Annotated in this window: 15 protein-coding genes and 1 rRNA gene; 6 read left to right on the forward strand and 10 right to left on the reverse strand. The window is 55.5% G+C overall.

Annotated features, from left to right (window positions below; all coding sequences use genetic code 11):
* The first annotated feature begins 272 nt into the window (after positions 1-272).
* Both rrf and GY169_RS05700 read left to right on the forward strand, forming a co-directional pair.
* Positions 273-388: ribosomal RNA gene (gene rrf / locus GY169_RS05695) — 5S ribosomal RNA — on the forward strand.
* Between the two features lie 311 nt (positions 389-699).
* Complete coding sequence (locus tag GY169_RS05700) at positions 700-1,998, forward strand: MFS transporter (RefSeq protein WP_167575212.1); 1,299 nt, start codon at positions 700-702, stop codon at positions 1,996-1,998.
* A gap of 1 nt (position 1,999) precedes the next feature.
* On the opposite strand, the gene GY169_RS05705 is transcribed toward GY169_RS05700, so the two are convergent.
* The 5 genes from GY169_RS05705 to trxC all read right to left on the reverse strand — a co-directional run bounded on the left by GY169_RS05705 (position 2,000) and on the right by trxC (position 7,715).
* Positions 2,000-2,308, reverse strand: a complete 309-nt coding sequence (locus tag GY169_RS05705; protein ID WP_411908122.1) for a YfiM family lipoprotein — start codon at positions 2,306-2,308, stop codon at positions 2,000-2,002.
* Positions 2,309-2,370: 62 nt separating this feature from the next.
* Positions 2,371-3,726, reverse strand: a complete 1,356-nt coding sequence (gene pssA / locus GY169_RS05710; protein WP_064543404.1) for a CDP-diacylglycerol--serine O-phosphatidyltransferase — start codon at positions 3,724-3,726, stop codon at positions 2,371-2,373.
* Between the two features lie 108 nt (positions 3,727-3,834).
* Positions 3,835-6,486 carry a bifunctional acetate--CoA ligase family protein/GNAT family N-acetyltransferase gene (locus tag GY169_RS05715; protein WP_167575213.1) on the reverse strand — a complete coding sequence of 884 codons (2,652 nt, stop codon included), beginning with the start codon at positions 6,484-6,486 and terminating at the stop codon, positions 3,835-3,837.
* A gap of 35 nt (positions 6,487-6,521) precedes the next feature.
* On the reverse strand, positions 6,522-7,220 hold the full coding sequence (locus GY169_RS05720) for a tRNA-uridine aminocarboxypropyltransferase (RefSeq protein ID WP_167575214.1): 699 nt from the start codon (positions 7,218-7,220) through the stop codon (positions 6,522-6,524).
* Between the two features lie 69 nt (positions 7,221-7,289).
* The gene (trxC, locus tag GY169_RS05725) at positions 7,290-7,715 is read right to left on the reverse strand and encodes a thioredoxin TrxC (RefSeq protein ID WP_064543411.1); all 426 of its coding nucleotides are present in this window, start codon (positions 7,713-7,715) and stop codon (positions 7,290-7,292) included.
* 203 nt (positions 7,716-7,918) lie between these two features.
* On the opposite strand from trxC, the gene GY169_RS05730 reads away from it, so the two are divergent.
* Entirely contained in the window at positions 7,919-9,019 is a 1,101-nt protein-coding gene (locus GY169_RS05730; RefSeq protein WP_167575215.1) for a tRNA/rRNA methyltransferase, read from the forward strand.
* Positions 9,020-9,080: 61 nt separating this feature from the next.
* Here the strand turns inward: GY169_RS05730 and ung are convergent, their stop codons facing one another.
* On the reverse strand, positions 9,081-9,767 hold the full coding sequence (gene ung / locus GY169_RS05735; protein WP_167575216.1) for a uracil-DNA glycosylase: 687 nt from the start codon (positions 9,765-9,767) through the stop codon (positions 9,081-9,083).
* 318 nt (positions 9,768-10,085) lie between these two features.
* Here ung and grcA point away from each other — a divergent pair, with 318 nt between their 5' ends.
* Complete coding sequence (gene grcA, locus GY169_RS05740; protein ID WP_064543417.1) at positions 10,086-10,469, forward strand: autonomous glycyl radical cofactor GrcA; 384 nt, start codon at positions 10,086-10,088, stop codon at positions 10,467-10,469.
* An 85-nt stretch (positions 10,470-10,554) separates the two neighbouring features.
* On the opposite strand, the gene GY169_RS05745 is transcribed toward grcA, so the two are convergent.
* A complete protein-coding gene (locus GY169_RS05745; protein ID WP_163448330.1) occupies positions 10,555-11,922 on the reverse strand; it encodes a PTS transporter subunit EIIC in 1,368 nt (455 codons plus the stop codon).
* A 273-nt stretch (positions 11,923-12,195) separates the two neighbouring features.
* On the opposite strand from GY169_RS05745, the gene GY169_RS05750 reads away from it, so the two are divergent.
* Positions 12,196-13,395 (forward strand): enolase C-terminal domain-like protein, encoded by a 1,200-nt coding sequence (locus GY169_RS05750; protein ID WP_167575217.1) that lies wholly within the window; start codon positions 12,196-12,198, stop codon positions 13,393-13,395.
* A gap of 1 nt (position 13,396) precedes the next feature.
* Here the strand turns inward: GY169_RS05750 and GY169_RS05755 are convergent, their stop codons facing one another.
* Positions 13,397-14,116, reverse strand: coding sequence for a GntR family transcriptional regulator (locus GY169_RS05755; RefSeq protein ID WP_163448327.1), 720 nt, complete (start codon positions 14,114-14,116; stop codon positions 13,397-13,399).
* A gap of 58 nt (positions 14,117-14,174) precedes the next feature.
* Positions 14,175-15,509, reverse strand: coding sequence for an ATP-dependent RNA helicase SrmB (srmB, locus tag GY169_RS05760; protein WP_167575218.1), 1,335 nt, complete (start codon positions 15,507-15,509; stop codon positions 14,175-14,177).
* Between the two features lie 127 nt (positions 15,510-15,636).
* Here srmB and trmN point away from each other — a divergent pair, with 127 nt between their 5' ends.
* Complete coding sequence (gene trmN / locus GY169_RS05765) at positions 15,637-16,377, forward strand: tRNA(1)(Val) (adenine(37)-N(6))-methyltransferase TrmN (RefSeq protein WP_167575219.1); 741 nt, start codon at positions 15,637-15,639, stop codon at positions 16,375-16,377.
* Here trmN and nadB read toward each other — a convergent pair.
* Positions 16,362-17,981, reverse strand: coding sequence for an L-aspartate oxidase (nadB, locus tag GY169_RS05770; protein ID WP_163448321.1), 1,620 nt, complete (start codon positions 17,979-17,981; stop codon positions 16,362-16,364). The two genes, trmN and nadB, sit on opposite strands and share 16 nt — an antisense overlap.
* Positions 17,982-18,339 lie beyond the last annotated feature (358 nt).

Genomic DNA, 18,339 nt, shown 5'->3' on the forward strand with positions numbered 1-18,339 from the left:
AACTGTGCACCGAAGCTGCGGCAGCGACATTAGGTGTTGTTGGGTAGGGGAGCGTTCTGTAAGCCTGCGAAGGTGTCCTGTGAGGGATGCTGGAGGTATCAGAAGTGCGAATGCTGACATAAGTAACGATAATGCGGGTGAAAAACCCGCACGCCGTAATGAACCGTGAGGCTTAACCTTACAACGCCGAAGATGTTTTGGCGAAGAGACGAAGATTCAGCTTGATTACAGATGACATCGACATGCTAAGGCGTGTTGATAAACAGAATTTGCCTGGCGGCTGTAGCGCGGTGGTCCCACCTGACCCCATGCCGAACTCAGAAGTGAAACGCCGTAGCGCCGATGGTAGTGTGGGGTCTCCCCATGCGAGAGTAGGGAACTGCCAGGCATCAAATAGTGAAGAAGCCCATCCTGACGGATGGGCTTTTTTGCGTCCGTACGATCCCGTCTCACATGCCGGATGTTGGCGCTAACATCTCCTTATGTGCACGTGATGCACAATACTCCACTTTTTTTCCACTCCATTTCCCTCTATTCCTCCTGCAGCTAATCCTAAATCGTGATCCTGCTAACAGAAAATGTGACTCTCATCACTAATTTGCAAATAACAATTATATAACATTTCATTTACTAAAATATCTGCCTGCGTGACGTGTACGCCCGGTAAGGCAGGAGAGCGCTTTTGGCAGGAGTTAACAAATGGCCGTAACCAGTGTGACCCCAGAAGAATCGCTGACCAACAGCGATACTCGCCGTCGCGTGATGGCAATTGTCGGGGCATCATCAGGGAACCTTGTTGAGTGGTTTGATTTCTACGTCTACTCGTTCTGTTCCCTCTATTTTGCTCACATCTTTTTCCCGTCAGGCAATACCACTACCCAACTGCTGCAGACTGCTGGCGTATTCGCCGCGGGTTTTCTGATGCGCCCAATCGGTGGTTGGCTATTTGGCCGCATCGCAGACCGCCGTGGACGTAAGGTCTCGATGCTCATTTCCGTATGCATGATGTGCTTCGGCTCGTTAGTTATTGCTTGTTTGCCGGGCTACAGCGTGATTGGCACCTGGGCTCCCGCACTGCTACTGCTGGCGCGTTTGTTCCAGGGGCTGTCCGTCGGCGGCGAGTACGGTACCAGCGCCACCTACATGAGTGAGGTAGCGGTTGAAGGTCGTAAGGGCTTCTATGCGTCCTTCCAGTATGTCACGCTGATTGGCGGTCAATTGCTGGCTGTACTGGTGGTGGTAATTCTGCAAAATGTGCTTAGCAGCGAAGATCTTCACGCCTGGGGATGGCGAATTCCATTTGCCCTGGGGGCCGTACTGGCGATTGTCGCCCTGTGGCTGCGTCGCCAACTGGATGAAACCTCACAGAAAGAGACGCGCACGCTAAAGGAGGCCGGTTCATTTAAAGGGCTGTGGCGTAACCGCAAGGCATTTGTGATGGTGCTCGGTTTCACCGCCGCAGGCTCGCTGAGCTTCTACACCTTTACGACCTATATGCAGAAATATCTCGTTAACACCGCCGGGATGAGCGCCAATCTGGCAAGCGTCATTATGACCGCCGCGCTGTTCGTCTATATGCTGGTTCAGCCGTTCTTTGGCCTGCTGTCGGATAAAGTCGGCCGCCGTACCTCGATGCTCTGCTTTGGCGCGCTGGCAACCCTGTTTACCGTGCCGATTCTCTCCGCGCTGCAGAACGTCACATCACCGTACGCGGCATTTGCGTTAGTCATGTGCGCGCTGCTTATTACCAGCTTCTATACCTCTATTAGCGGGATCCTGAAAGCTGAAATGTTCCCGGCGCAGGTGCGCGCGTTGGGGGTAGGCTTGTCTTATGCGGTGGCTAACGCCTTGTTTGGCGGTTCAGCCGAATACGTGGCGTTGTCGATGAAGTCTGCGGGTATCGAAACCGCCTTCTTCTGGTATGTGACGGTAATGGCGGCGATTGCTTTCCTGGTCTCACTTAAGCTGCATCGCAAAGGAAAAGGTCTACGCCTGTAGTTTAATGTTGCGCGAGCTGCCACACCGCATAGCCGGTGGTGGCGCCGGCAACGTCCCAGGCAAAGTCCTTCCAGCTCCAGCCGCTCCCTGCCGGGCGGCTGTCCCAGAGCTCTTTCGTCGCCCCCAGGCTGACGGAAAACATCAGGCCAATCGCCGCGCTGCGATCGCGGCTGACTCCCTGGTGCTGCGCATACTCATTACCGGCGGCTGAAAGCATCGCCGAGGCAATAAAATGCTGAGCTTTATCCTGCCCGCTCCAGCTATCGTTTGCCATATGACTGCAACCGCTGAGCGCCAGCATTGTGCACATCAGAAGAGGGCGTAGCATAAAGACTCCAGTCATAAAAAAGCCCCGATGTGCGGGGCTTCAGTTTACAGGATACGGCTAATCAGCCTGTCGATACGAATTCGACGCAGACGGCGAATCAGCTTGCGCACTTTTACCGGATAGTCCGCGATGCTTTGCAGGTCGCGGAAGTGATTAACCACCGTTGTGTGCTTACGAATAAGATCCAGCTCTTTCTGGCGCATCGACGCCAGCTGCTTTTTCGGATCGTGAATCAGCACCGCGTTTTCCAGATCAAGACGCCACGCACGAGGGTTGAGGTTATTGCCGGTCAGCAGAATCCACTCGTTGTCGACCCACATCCCTTTCAGGTGATAGCTATTATCGCCGTCTTTCCACAGACGCACCGTCAGCTGATCGGTATTGATGTAATATTGCAGGCGGCTCAGGAAGCGGCGCAGGTTAATCTCGTACAGATACGGCAGCGCGCCGATAATTTTAAACGGCTCATTTTCCGGAATATAGAAGTCATTCGCCGTTTTGTCACCGACGATAATCTCCACTTTCTTCCCTTCGCGCAGCAGACGAATGATGCTGCGGACCAGCAGTGCTGGCAGGTTAAAGTAAGGGGTGCAGATAGTGAGCTTTTCTTCGGTGCACGGCATCAGGTGGAAAATCGCTTTATTCAGCTGGCTGGTTTTCCCCAGACCAACCAGCGGCGTAACCGTCAGCTCATCATCACCGGCATTACCTGTGAAATGGTAGCTGGTATCACGCAGTTCCTGGCGATACTGGCGGATATCATTTTTGATTTCCGGGCTTTTCGGACGCTCAGTGTTGTCCAGACGATTCACGCCACGGCCTTCGACCAGATTCTCCGATACCCAGTTGAACATGATATCGGCCATCTGCGGATTACGAATACACTGGTAGCGATCATAACGATATTTATCGTGCTGATGCAGATAGACATCATTGATGCTCGCGCCGCTATACAGCACGCAGTCATCAATGATGAAGCCTTTAAAGTGCAGTACGCCGAGCGCTTCACGGGTATTTACCGGCACGCCATAAACGGGAACCTCGACACCTGGGTTCTCTTTTGCGGTGCGGCAGTACCAGTCCGCGTTGGTATTGGATGCGGCAGCACCAATGCGCCCACGCTGTGCGCGATGCCAGTCAACCAGCACGCGAACATCGAGTTCCGGGCGTTGACGTTTGGCATCGTACAGGGCTTGCAGAATCATCTTTCCGGCGTCGTCCTGCTCAAGGTACAACGCGACGATACAGATTCGGCGCGTGGCGCTGGCGATTTTTGCGAGCAACGCTTCACGAAAATCTGCTGGAGCATAAAAAAACTCAATATCATCAACAGACTGTGAAAGCTTGGGTAGTTGGGCAAGGTGTTGTTGATGTTTATTACGCTTAAATTTTGACAACATCACAGTGCGTTTCTTCTCTGGTTTAGTGAAGGGTCCTCTGTACCACGCAGACGACGTAAGCGGTCAATGATACCATCTCTGTCGGGTAAGGGCAGCATTTCCAGCAGCTTAGTCATCACTTAGCCTTAATGACAGCCCGACAATGCCATCTTCCAGCTGAATATCTACGTCAAAACCGAGCTTCCTCGCCAGGGCAATCATTCCACGATTGTTTGGCATGGTAATACCATTCAGGCGCTGTAAACCATGGGATCGGGTGTAGCCAATAAGTTTGTCCAGCAGACGCCCACCCAGCCCCAGACCTTTCAAGTCGGAGCGCACTAACACAGCAAATTCCGCATCAATGTTGTCGGGATCGGAAATCGCGCGAGTCACTCCCAGGATCTCGGTACGATCGCCTGACGAATAGACTGCCACGAAAGCCATTTCTCGATCGTAGTCGATCTGCGTCATATTGGCTAAATCGTCATGGGTAAATTCGTTGATCTCGCTGAAATAGCGGTAATAAAGATCTTCTTTCGTCACCCGGGCGATAAACTGCTGCAATAGCGGCTCGTCTTCCGGAAGAATTGGGCGGAACAGGCAGCGCTCGCCGTTCTTCATAGTCACCCACTCTTCAAGGTGCTGCGGGTAAGGCCGCACCGCCAGTCGACTTTCGCTTGACCCGCTAAAAGGCGCAATATCCAGCGTCACGTCCAGAGCGGTGAATTCGTTGCCAGAGGCAAGCAGCGGGTGAATATCCAGCCGCTGAATTTCAGGGCAATCCACAATCAGGTTCGACACCTGTACCAGCAGTTGGCTCAATCCCGCAACATCCAGCGGCCGCAGCGCGCTACGCCCGCGGATTTTCTTGTTTTTAATCGCCTGAATGACCAGATAGCGCGCCAGCGTCATATTCAACGGCGGTAAGGCGACAGCGGCCTGATCCTCTGCGCGCCATTCCACACCGCCTTCACCCAGCATAATCAGCGGCCCGAAAACCGGATCGTGCTCGACGACGACGCGCAGCTCCTGAGCGCCAGCGCGGTTGGCCATACTTTGCACCAGCAGCCCGTGAATACGTGCCTGTGGCCAGGTCATTTTTACACGGTCAAGGATGGCGTCCGCCGCCTGCTGCACTTCGCTGGCGCTACGCAGGTAGAGCATGACGCCCTGAACTTCCGATTTATGCGGAATGTCCGGCGAACGGAGCTTAAGCGCGACCGGATAACCAATCTGCTCGGCAATGTGTACAGCCTCGGCGCTGTCTGCGGCAATCCAGGTGGGAAGCGTATTCAGGCCGTAAGCGGCTAAAATTGGCCGCACTTCGTGCGTGTCCAGTGCGCTGATGCCGTTATCAATCGCCTGCTGTAATAATTCATGCGCCTGGCCGGTATTGGCGGTCAGGCTGTGCGGTAGGGCCGGGGTTTCCCGTAGCTGCTTCTGGTTGCGCCGGTACTCCACCATATGCATAAAGGCAGTAATGGTGCCTTCCGGCGTGCGGTAGGTCGGGATCCCGGCATCGCTGAACATCCGGCGCGCTTCTATCGATGAATACTCGCCGCACCAGTTGGTCAGTACGCTGATGTAGTTGCCGCGTGGGTGTTGCTTAATCAGGTCAATCAAGGCCGCGGCGCTTTCGCTGCCTGGCGCGGTGGCGCTGGGTGAGTGGATGACCATCAGCGCATCGAGGTCCGGGCTATTCAGCAATACATTCACCGCCGCCAGATAGTGGCCAATACTGGCATCATCACGTAAATCCAGCGGGTTGTTGGCCTCGACGGTATCGGGCAATAGCTGTTGAAGCTGCTGGCGCGTCTCGTCGCTCAGCGTGGCCAGTTTGCCATTACGCGCCCAGTGTTCATCTAACGCCAGCGCCGCAGGCGCCGCGCCGTTGCTGATGATCATGAGTCGCTCGCCGCGTAGCGGCCGCATATGACTGAGCGTTTCAACGGCAGAAAACAGTTCGTGCGTGTCCTGTACGCGAAGCAAACCCGCGCGCTGGATAGCCGCATCCCAGGCCGGATCCATCCCCGAGTTCACGTGCAGCAGCCGCTGCGCCGCTGGGCTACGACCGCTTTTAATCACCAGAATGGGCTTATTACGCGATGCGCTACGGGCGGCAGAGACAAAGCGGCGTGCGTCGCTGAGTTGCTCGAGATACAGCAGAATAGCGCTGGTTTTACTATCGCGCGCCAGATAGTCGAGCAGATCGTCGACGTCGATATTGAGGCTGTCGCCGAGCGCGATAAAATAGGAGAAGCCCATTTCGCGCTGCTGCGCCCAGTCCAGTATCGTGTTGGAGACGGCGGCGGATTGCGAGATAAAGGCCAGCTTGCCCTTGCGGATGGGCACCGGCGAGAAGCTGGCGTTCAGCCCCTGCCACGGGGCCAGTAACCCGAGGCTGTTCGGCCCCAGTAGTCGCATCTGATAACGGGCGGCGCAAGCTTTTAGCTCGCTGAACTGGTCCGGAGGGGAGGAGAGAATAATACAGGTTTTGCAGCCTTTTTCGCCCAGTGACTCCAGCAGCTCAAGATTGCGGCGCGCATGGGTACACAACACCGCAAGATCGGGGGAGAAGGGAAGGCTTTCAATCGTCGGCCAGGCCAGCACGCCCAGCACGGCTTTCCACGCGGGCGTCACCGGCAATACCGGACCCGCGAAACCACCCGCCAGCAGGTTTTGCATCATCAGAAAACCGGCGCGCTGAGGTTTCATTGATGCGCCAATCACCGCAATCGATTTGGGTCTCAGCAGTGCTTCCAGCCCACGTTGGCTCATACCGGTCTTCCTTACGCGACAATGACGGTAAGAGTTTAACCGTTTTCCGCCTCGACTGCTGTGACGCTGCCCTGATGCTGAGATTTTCCTGCCAGATAGCGGCTACGAAAGCGGGTGAAATGCTCACTGAGTGCCGATGCAGCATGGGTATCATTCGCTAAATCGAGCAGCGCAATCGCCACTTCAGCGGTGCAATACTGCCCTTCGGCGTGCACTTCGCGCAGGCTGTAGGCTGATACGCGCGAAAGGTCGACGGAGATCAGCGGCAAATTGTCCAGCCACGGGCTTTTGCGAAACATTTTGCGCGCTTCCGGCCAGGTTCCGTCTAACATAATAAAGAGCGGTGGTTTACCTGATGGCGGGGCGCTCAACACTTGCCTGTCGGCATCGGCGTAGGAGGAAGGAAAGACGACCATCGGCTGATAATCGGGGTTGCTGACCAAATCCAGCAGCGCCTGGGGCGGTTCGGTACGCGACCATTGGAAAGCCTCGGTCTGTGGCAAAATATCGGCGATCAGACGGCCAGTATTACTGGGTTTCATCGGCTCGGTATCAAACATCACCAGGCAGAAACGACTTTTTGCCGGCTGCGGCGTGATGGTGTCACAGAGACAATAGCGCTGTACCAGCAGGCAACGCTGGCAGCGACGAACCCGGTTACCGCGGGCAAGAAAAGGACGAGTCGCGCGGGCAAGACGCTCGGCGCGCAACCGAAGAACGGCGTTATCAATCATGGGATTCGAACGGCAAAAACGCTATTGTCGCAGAGGCGGATTCGGGGCACAAGATGTGCCCCGAGGGTATCAGGCCTGCAGGGCCTCGTTCAGCCAGCTTTCAAACGGCGCTTTGGGGACGGCGCCGTTGAGCATATCGATCACTTCGCCATTTTTGAAAATCATAATGGTCGGGATACTGCGAATACGGAAGCGGGCGCTCAGTTCACGTTCGGCTTCGGTGTTCACTTTGACGAAGCGCATCGTGCTGCTGCGCTCTTCGGCGACGTCTTCAAATATCGGCGCAAAATTGCGGCAGGGGCCGCACCATGGCGCCCAGAAATCAACCACAACCGGGAGATCGTCCTTCAGCAGTTTGTCCAGCGTGCTGTCCGTGGCGTTAATAACATCGCCATCAAACAAGTCTTCACCACAGCGTCCACATTTTGCCGCCTCGTTAATGCGTTCTTCTGGAATGCGATTAAGCGCCTGGCAGTGGGCACAAACGGTATTCATAACTCACCTCTGGGTCTCGTGTTGCAGAACGGCAATGTTGCCGGATGTTTCTATAATGTTACACATTATCGTTCAGAGCGTATTAATCGACAATGCGTTTTATCCAATGGGTACAATAGTCGTGGTCTTTTGTACGAAGTCATAGCTAAGCGCTGGCACATCAGGTAATCTGCGCGCTTCGCGCAGCGCAGGTGGAGAAAAACATGAGCGACGAACTGAAAAACAAAAACGGCAAGGTCAAAGTGATGTACGTCCGCAGTGACGATGACTCGGACAAACGCACCCAAAATCCACGTACTGGTAAAGGCGGAGGCCGTCCAGGCGCATCCCGTGCCGGTACTTCCCGTGCCGAAGGCGGTCGTCGCCCTGCCCGTGATGAGAGAAAGGGTCAAAACAGCGATCGTGGCCGTGAGCGCGGTCGCGATCGGGATGTTGAACGCGATCGCGAACGTGGTGAAGGCTCCCCATGGCGTACGGTTTCCCGTGCGCCGGGTGACGAAACTATCGTTAAGCCCGATCACGGCGGCATCAGCGGCAAAAGCTTTATCGATCCGGAAGTTCTGCGTCGTCAGCGTGCGGAAGAAACCCGCGTCTACGGTGAAAACGCCTGTCAGGCGCTGTTCCAGAGCCGTCCGGACGCGATTGTCCGCGCCTGGTTTGTGCAGAGTGTCACCCCGCGCTTTAAAGAAGCGCTGCGCTGGATGGCGGCAAACCGTAAAGCCTACCACGTGGTGGATGAAGCCGAGCTGGCGAAAGCGTCCGGCACTGAACATCATGGTGGCGTTTGCTTCCTGATTAAAAAACGTAACGGCACTTCCGTACAGCAGTGGGTCGCGAAAAGCGGCGAAGATGATTGCGTACTGGCGCTGGAAGATGCGGGTAACCCGCACAACCTCGGCGCGATGATCCGCAGCTGCGCGCACTTTGGTGTGAAAGGCGTGGTATTGCAGGATGCGGCTTTGCTGGAGTCTGGTGCCGCGATCCGTACCGCTGAAGGCGGCGCTGAGCATGTTGAGCCGATTACCGGCGACAGCTTCATTGCTGCACTGGAACAGTTCCGCGATGCGGGCTACACCATCGTCACGACCAGCAGCAACGGCCGCGGTCTGCCGCTGTTTAAATCAGAACTGCCGAAGAAAATGGTGCTGGCGCTGGGCCAGGACCGCGATGGCGTTTCCGAAGCGGCTGCCTCTATTGCTGACATGAGCGTGTCAATCGACGGGACGCGCGCCGTTGAAGGCCTGAACGTCTCCGTGGCGACGGGCGTGCTGCTGGCGGAATGGTGGCGTCAGCATAAAGCGTAAGTACGTGAATGAAAAAAAACCGGTAGAGGCGACTCTACCGGTTTTTTTATGCCTGCTTTAGCTAGACTTGCTCCGGCAGCACCGGCATCCAGTCAATCGGCTTCTCGCCGCGCTGTTCAAGCCACTGGTTGGCCTGCACAAAGTGATTACTGCCAAAGAAACCACGATGCGCCGACAGCGGCGACGGGTGCGGCGCTTTCAGCACGCGATGACGCTGAGGGTCAATAATTGCCCCTTTCTTCTGCGCGTGCGATCCCCACAGTAAAAAGACCACGCCTTCACGATGTTCGTTAATCAGCGCAATCACCTTATCGGTAAAGGTTTCCCAGCCAAGGCTGGCGTGAGAATGCGCCTGTCCGGCACGCACGGTGAGCACGGTGTTGAGCAGCAGCACACCCTGGCGCGCCCAGCTCTCCAGATAACCGTGGTTCGGACGGGTAAAGCCGGGAATGGTGCCTTCCAGCTCTTTATACATATTCAGCAGCGACGGCGGTATGGCAATGCCCGGCTGGACAGAAAACGCCAGTCCGTGTGCCTGATTGGGGCCGTGGTACGGGTCCTGGCCCAGAATCACGACTTTCACATCGCTCAGTTCGGTATAGCGAAAAGCGTTGAAAACATCTTTTTGCGGCGGATAAATGGTCACGCCCGACTGGCGCTCGCTGGCCACGGTCGCCAGCGTGTTAACAAAATAGGGCTGCTCTTTTTCGGCGGCCAGCACGTCGTGCCAGGTTAATGGGGTTGTCATCTCGCTCTCCTGCGAATTTCTCTCGCTATAGCTTAACTGCTTCTTTCTCCATCACAAAATCGGATAGTGGAAGGGGAAGTCTGTAGAATAAAAAAAGTTGAATATTTACAAATGTTTTTAGTGCTTACAGGGTGCGTAACTTGATGCAAAACAAGTATTTTCCTGTATCACCACTTTCATGGTGTGGTTTTTGTTGATTTAAATCAAAGAATCAAGGGTGTTCGAGGGGTATATATACACTCAAGCAACAATGGTTTTACCAATTGGCCGGGTAGCGGCCAGTTAAAAACGAATATAAAGAGCCTAGGGAGGCATCAAATGATTACTGGTATCCAGATTACTAAAGCTGCAAACGACGACCTGCTCAACTCATTCTGGCTGCTCGACAGCGAGAAAGGTGAAGCCCGTTGCCTGTGTGCGAAAGGCGGTTTTAAAGAAGATGACGTCGTTGCCGTTAGCGCGCTGGGCGATATCGAATACCGTGAAATCCCGGTTGAAGCGAAACCAGAAGTTCGCGTAGAAGGTGGTCAGCACCTGAACGTCAACGTACTGCGTCGTGAAACTCTGCTGGACGCCGTTGAGCATCCGGAAAAATACCCGCAGCTGACCATCCGTGTTTCCGGTTATGCGGTACGTTTCAACTCTCTGACTCCGGAACAGCAGCGCGACGTTATCGCCCGTACTTTCACCGAGAGCCTGTAATTTCTCAGGGGTGGGAAATGGAGGCGTTGGGTTAATCCGGTGCTAACAGACAAATCCCCCGCAGGATACCTGCGGGGGATTTTTTTTATCTGGACTGCTCGCGCCCGACCAGAATGGTGGTTAGCGTGAAGGAGAGCACCAGCGCGATGGCCACGCCAGAGATGGCGAAAATAAAGTAAGGGCCGATGTACGCGGGCAGGCTGAAAATACTCGATAAAATATAGCCATACAGTCGTACGCCAAAGAAGGCGATAAACGCTGAAGCCAGTGAGCTGGCGATCGTGGCGGCGATAAATGCTTTCTTGTAGCGGGTCAGTACGCCGAACAGCGCCGGTTCCGTAATGCCCAGCAGCGCGGAGATCGCAGCGGAAAGCGTCACCGTGCGGTTTTCTTTGTTCAGACGCCAGATGGCAAACGTGGCTCCGGCAATCGCCATATTGGCCATAAACATCATCGGCATCAGCATGTCGTAACCGCGATCGCTGAAGTTTTGTAGCGCGATAGGCGTCATCGCGTGATGCATCCCGGTCAGAATAGCGACCGGACGAATGGCGCCCACGACCAGCCCGGCGAAGCTCGCCGAAACGCCAAACAGCCCTTCGATAAACCACGCCAGCATTTTACCCAGCCAGATACCAATCGGCCCAATCACCACCAATGCCGCCAGCGCGCCGAGGAACAGCGTTAGCGTGGGCGTAAAGACGGTTTTCAGCACGTCGGGCATGATCTTGTCGACCGCCTGGTGAATGTACTTCAACGCCAGAATGGAGAAGATCACCGGGATCACGCTGGAGGCGTAGTTGAATACCGATACCGGAATGGCGTTAAACAACCAGAGCGCGGAGGCGGCGTCGGCTTGATGCGTGGCGAGCGCTTTCGCTGCGTCAATCAGCGTAGGGTACATCAAGCAGGCGGCGACGGCGGCGGCCAGGTATTCGTTGGTTTTAAAGATCTTCGCCGCCGAGACGGCAAGGAAGAACGGCAGGAAATAAAATACGCCGCTGGCGATAAGATCGATGATCATCACCGTTTCGCTTTTCGGCGATACCACTTTTAGCGCAATCAGCCCCGCAAGCAGGCCTTTGATCATCCCGGCACCGGCGATGGCGGGGACGATCGGGCCGAATACCCCGGAGACGGTATCCATAAACAGTGAAACCAGGCTTTTGCGTTCTTTGCTTTTGCCGCTAACAGTCGACTGGCCGCTATCGCCGAGGGCTTCCTGCAGCGCTTCATACCAGCTGTTCACCTTCGGGCCGATAATAATCTGGAACTGATCGCTTTGTAGCTGTGCGCCCAACACGCCGGGCAGTTGCTTAATTTCATCCTGCGCCACTTTATTATCATCAATTAAATCAAAGCGCAGCCGGGTCATACAGTGCCAGACTTTATTGATATTCTCCTGTCCACCTACCAGACGAATAATCCTGCTGATAGCCTCTTGCGTCCCCATAATGGCTCCTGCGGTATGTTTGTTGTTTTGTTTGTCTCGCTGAATGGTAAGTAAGCTCATCTTTAAAAACAAACCAATAGAATATGATTTCAATCACAAATTACGTATATAAGGTGGCTAAAACATGGTTTGTGTTTAAATTGGTTCGTTTTTTAAATAAAAACAAACCTGTTTTTGGACCAAAAAATATATTGAATAAAAAGGTTTACCGAACGCCGGAAATAGAGTGAAGATAATGGCAATCCTATTATTATTTTCCACAGGGAGCCTTCTGTGAAACCTACGCTGATTACTGCGATAGATTGTTTTATCACGCGTCCGGACCGCCACAACCTCGTGACGGTACGGGTGACGACCGACAACGGCACCATTGGTTACGGCTGCGCCACTTTCCAGCAACGCCCGCTGGCGGTAAAGACGATGGTCGATGAATATCTGCAACCGCTGCTGGTGGGGCGTGATGCCAACAATATCGAAGATCTCTGGCAAATGATGAACGTCAACGCCTACTGGCGCAACGGCCCGGTCATGAACAACGCCATCTCCGGCGTGGATATGGCGCTGTGGGATATCAAAGCAAAACTGGCCGGGATGCCGCTATATCAGCTGCTGGGAGGAAAATCGCGGGATGCGATTGCCGCATACACTCACGCCAGCGGCGAAACGCCGGAGGAACTGTTTGTCTCCGTGGATAAGCTGCTGGAGCAGGGGTATCGCCATATTCGCTGCCAGCTAGGCTTTTACGGTGGGACGCCGCGCGAAATGCAAACGCCGGAAAATCCGACGCCGGGAGCCTGGTTCGATCAGGATGAGTACGTTCGCAATACGGTAGAAATGTTCCTTCTGCTGCGCGCGCGTTACGGTCATCGTTTCCATATTCTGCATGATGTCCACGAGCGACTCTTCCCACAGCAGGCGCTCCAGATGGCAAAGCTGCTGGAGCCTTATCAGCCGTGGTTTATCGAAGATATTTTACCGCCGCAGCAGAGCGCGTGGCTGGCGCAGATTCGCCAGCAGACCTGCGTGCCGCTGGCGATGGGGGAGCTGTTTAATAATCCGGCGGAGTGGCATGACCTCATCGTCAACCGGCAGATTGATTTTATTCGCTGCCATATTTCGCAGATTGGCGGCATCACCCCGGCCCTGAAGCTGGCGGTGCTGTGCCAGGCCTTTGGCGTACGTTTGGCGTGGCATGGTCCGGGCGATATGACGCCTATTGGGGTCGCGGTGAATACGCATCTCAACATTCATCTGCACAATGCCGCGATTCAGGAGTTTATTCCGCGTTCCGCCGCCACGGATGCCGTTTTCCCCGGCGCGCCAGAGGTGAAAAACGGCTTTATCTATCCGCCGACGGCACCGGGTATTGGCGTGGGCTTTGACGAGGCGCAGGCGCTGGCGCATCCGGTCGTTTATCGCCCGCATGAGTGGACGCAGAGCCGCCTGCCGGACGGCGCGATACACACGCCGTAGGCTAACTCTGCGGCTGCTGGCGAAAAGCGAGATTGTCGCGATTATGGGGGATGACGTAGGTGCAGGAGTAGTTGATATCGACGATGTCGCTTATCTCATAAACCTGCCCGCCGTCGAGGATCCCCCGATTGTTGATGTGCATGGCCGGACTGCCTTTTTTACAGCCCAGTAGCGCAGCCTGCTCGCGGCTGACGCTAATCGCCCGATAGCTGGTGAGCAGGTGGGAGATGGGATAACCTTTTTCCAGCACGTACTGCTGAAGCGAGCGTTCAATCACCTCCTGGTTAAGGTCACTGAACATCGCCGCAGGCATCCGTGAGACTTCAATCTGGGTGGCAATATCATCGACGAAACGCAGGCGGCAGAACTGCCAGATAAAATCATCGTCGGTCAGGCCGAAAATCTGCCGGTCCTCCCGCTCGGGCCGTTTCTTGTGCAGGCTGATCATCCGGTAACGCATTTGGTCAAAGCGTTTTTCGGTAATCGAGTTATAGACCAGCGGATTGCCTCGCGTTTGCTCGTTAATCCAGATGCCAGAACCCTGCACGATGCGCACCACGCCAATGCTGGCAAGCTTTTCCAGCGCCTGGCGAATGGTGAAGCGCGAGACGCCGTACTCCTCGGCCAGCTGGCGCTCCGGCGGCAGCTTGCGCGGCCCATCGCCAGGCTGTTGGTAAATTTTGCTGAGGAGATCCTGAGTCACGAACTCTTTTTTCTTCATGGCCGCTGTCCCTTACTCTTCAATATAAAAACGCCGGGAACATGTCCCGGCGTTTGTTTTACTCTTCGGTGCTCTTTTCCGCTGCACCGGTACCGCTCGGCTTGCGGCGCTTGCCAACGTTTTTGAGATCGCGGTGACGTACCTTCACGCGCGGTTTTTCTTTATCTTTCTCTTTTTTCTTCTCGGCACGTCTCGCCAGCACTTTCTTCGACGGTTTGCCGGTCATCTTCTCGCTTGGCGCTCGCGTAGTGGGGCGCAGCCCGTCGATGACCCGCGCTTTCAGCTGTTCTTCGATATAGCGGCCAATCTTCAGCAACAGCAGATGATCGTGCGTTTCAACCAGCGAAATCGCCGTGCCTTTACGGCCCGCGCGGCCGGTACGGCCAATGCGGTGCAGGTAGGTATCGGCGCCGCGCGGCATATCGAAGTTAATCACGTGGCTGACATCAGGGATATCGATCCCGCGCGCTGCGACATCCGTCGCAACCAGCACATTCACGCGGCCATCGGTCAGACGTTTGATACCTTCGTTACGCTTAATCTGCGGCATTTCGCCTTCGAGATAGCAGTTGTTGATCCCGGCCAGACGCAGCGTTTCCGCCAGCTCATGCACGCGCTCGCGTTTGCGCACAAAGACGATGGTACGGGTGGCGTCTTCCTGCTTGAGCAGGTGCTTGAGCAGCTCAACTTTGTGCTCATAGTTGTCGGCACGGTAGTACCACTGGTGGATCTTCTTGCGCTCGCGGGTGGACGGCGTCGCGGAGACTTCCACCGGATCTTCCAGCAGACGCTCGGCGAAGTCTTTAATCGCTTCGCCTTCCAGCGTCGCGGAGAACAGCAGCGTCTGTTTGCGCCAGCGGGTTTCACCGGCGATGTGTTCGATATCCTGGGCGAAGCCCATGTCCAGCATGCGGTCGGCTTCATCGAGGATCAGCGTCTCAACGGCGCGGCAGTCGAAGTTTTCTTCTTTGATGTACTGCAGCAGACGGCCCGTGGTGGCGACCACGATATCCTGGTTTTCGCTGAACACTTCGGCGTGGTTCATATACGCCACGCCGCCAGTAATGGTGGCGATGTCCAGATGGGTGTTTTTCGCCAGTTCGCGGGCATGGTCAGCGACCTGCATTGCCAGCTCACGCGTCGGCGTGAGGATCAAAATACGCGGCGGACCGGATTTTTTACGCGGAAAGTCGAGCAGGTGCTGCAACGCAGGCAGCAAATACGCCGCTGTTTTACCGGTGCCGGTTGGCGCAGAACCGAGAACATCACGTCCATCGAGCGCAGGCGGAATGGCGGCAGCCTGAATGGCAGTCGGGCGTGTAAAGCCTTTACTCTGGAGGGCTTCCAGCAGGCTTTCGTCAAGTTCAAGTTCGGAAAAAGTCGTTACAGTCATGATTACCTCTGTGTGAGGCGCTGATTATAGACGTTACGGCTGTAATCTTCATCTGTTTGTATGGCTATCTGTTCTCGGGTATTGTTCATAGCCGAATGCTTATGTGGATTGGCCTGCAAGGTTACTTATGACGTCTGATTCTAAATCCGCGCTGCGCCGCAACGGATTTACCTTTAAAAAGTTTTTTGTTGCCCACGACCGCTGTGCGATGAAAGTGGGCACCGACGGCATTTTACTCGGCGCCTGGTCGCCGATCGCCCGGGTGAGCCGAATCCTCGATATTGGCACGGGAAGCGGGCTGCTGGCGCTGATGCTGGCGCAGCGTACCGAAGAGAACGTGACGATCGACGCCGTCGAGTTGGATGAAGAGGCGGCGGATCAAGCGCGGGAAAACGTGGCGGAATCGCCGTGGGCCGGGCGAATTGAGGTGCATACGGCGGATATCCAGCAGTGGGTTGCCGGGCTAACCACGCGCTACAACCTGATTGTCAGCAACCCGCCTTACTACGAGCTGGGGGTGGAATGCGCCACGCCGCAGCGAGAACAGGCGCGCTACACCACCACGCTCGACCATCAGGCGCTGTTGGCCTGTGCCGCGAATGCGGTGACTGAAGACGGCTTTTTCTGCGTGGTGCTACCGGAAAATATCGGCCAGACTTTTACCCAGCAGGCGCTGTCAATGGGCTGGCATTTACGTCTGCGCACCGACGTCGCGGAGACGGAGATGCGCCTGCCGCATCGCGTGCTGCTGGCTTTTTCACCGAAAGGCGGAGAGTGCTATAGCGACAGGCTGACGATCCGTGGGCCAGAGCAGCAGTACTCGGAAGGCTACACTGCGCTGACCCAGGCGTTCTATTTATTTATGTGAACCAGCGGCGAGAGCACCGATGGGCCGGATTCCGCGAGCAGTTCCGGGTAGTCCAGCGTGTAATGCAGCCCACGGCTCTCTTTACGCATCATCGCGCAGCGTACAATCAGCTCGGCCACCTGCACCAGGTTGCGCAGTTCCAGCAGGTTATTGGAGACGCGGAAACGTGAGTAATACTCGTCCAGCTCCTGCTGCAACATGGTGATGCGGCGCAGGGCACGCTCCAGCCGCTTGGTGGTGCGCACGATACCGACGTAGTCCCACATAAACAGGCGCAGCTCGTGCCAGTTATGCTGAATCACCACCAGTTCGTCAGAGTTTTCCACCCGGCTTTCGTCCCAGGCGGGTAGTTTCTCCACCTGACGGGCGTACGGCATGCGCTTATGAATATCTTCCGCCGCCGACCAGCCGTAAACCAGGCACTCCAGCAGCGAGTTTGACGCCATGCGGTTCGCGCCGTGCAGGCCGGTATAGCTCACTTCGCCAATGGCGTACAGGCCGTCAACGTCGGTGCGTCCATAGTCGTCGACCATCACGCCGCCGCAGGTGTAGTGCGCTGCCGGAACAATCGGCACCGGCTCTTTGGTGAGATCGATACCTAGCCCCAGCAGCTTCTCGTAAATCATCGGGAAGTGCTGGCGTACAAAGGCTTCCGGTTTGTGGCTGATGTCGAGGTACATGCAATCAACGCCGAGGCGTTTCATCTCGTGGTCAATGGCGCGCGCCACGATATCGCGTGGTGCAAGCTCGCCACGTTCATCAAAGTCCGGCATAAACCGGCTACCGTCGGGGCGCTTCAGATGTGCGCCTTCGCCGCGCAGGGCTTCGGTGAGCAGGAAATTACGCGCCTGCGGGTGATACAGCGCGGTCGGGTGGAACTGGTTAAACTCGAGGTTAGCGACGCGGCAACCCGCGCGCCAGGCCATGGCGATGCCGTCGCCGGAGGAAATATCCGGGTTGGTGGTGTACTGATACACCTTCGAGGCGCCGCCGGTAGCAAGCACTACGGACTTCGCCGAACAGGTTTCCACCTTCTCTTTATTACGGTCCCAGATCCACGCGCCAACAACCCGGCGAGTGCCCGGCAGGCCGACTTTATCCGACACGATAAGATCGACGGCGTTACAGCGTTCCAGCACGCGAATATTCGGGTGGCTCATCGCTTTACTGACCAGCGTGTTCTCGACTTCGCGTCCGGTGGCGTCCGCCGCGTGCAGGATACGGCGATGGCTATGGCCGCCTTCGCGCGTCAGATGATAACTCTCTTCCCCGTTAGCCTGGATTTGCGTATCGAACAGCACGCCTTGATCGATCAGCCACTGCACGCAGTGTCTGGCATTGCTGGCAACAAACGACACCGCCTGACGGTCACAGATGCCCGCGCCGGCAATCAGCGTATCCTCAACGTGTGATTCAATGCTATCCGTCTCGTCAAAAACGGCGGCAATGCCCCCCTGTGCATAAAAGGTGGATCCTTCGCTCATCGGGCCTTTGCTGAGGACAATCACGGAACTGTGCTCCGCAAGGCGCAATGCCAGCGAAAGCCCAGCAGCGCCGCTGCCTATAATCAATACATCACAGGAAAGTTCTGGAAGTGAGTTCATCTTCTTTGTTTAATTTACTAAACACGGTAATCGAAGATTAGCACTATAAAAGCGACATGTGCAGGGTTTTTTTACGTCAGGGTTATAATGGCTAAACATGCTGGCTGAAAAGGCGGCGTGGGCGAGGGCAAAAAATCTGAATAAAGCCAGGTGTTATCACCGCTATTTATGGTGAAATCAAGGCCGGGTTACGATACTCTTCACTGGATTTGCGTTTTTATTTCGCAACTTACACATCTGTTCACATCAGCAGACTTATAATGACAGACAATGAACGGCCTGCTGCGAAACAAAAAACAAAGCGTAACGGAACTTTACGAAAACCGGACACTCTAACCTTCTGCTTGCTCATAATGCA

Source organism: Kluyvera genomosp. 3 (assembly GCF_011765685.1).
GTDB lineage: Bacteria > Pseudomonadota > Gammaproteobacteria > Enterobacterales > Enterobacteriaceae > Kluyvera > Kluyvera georgiana_A.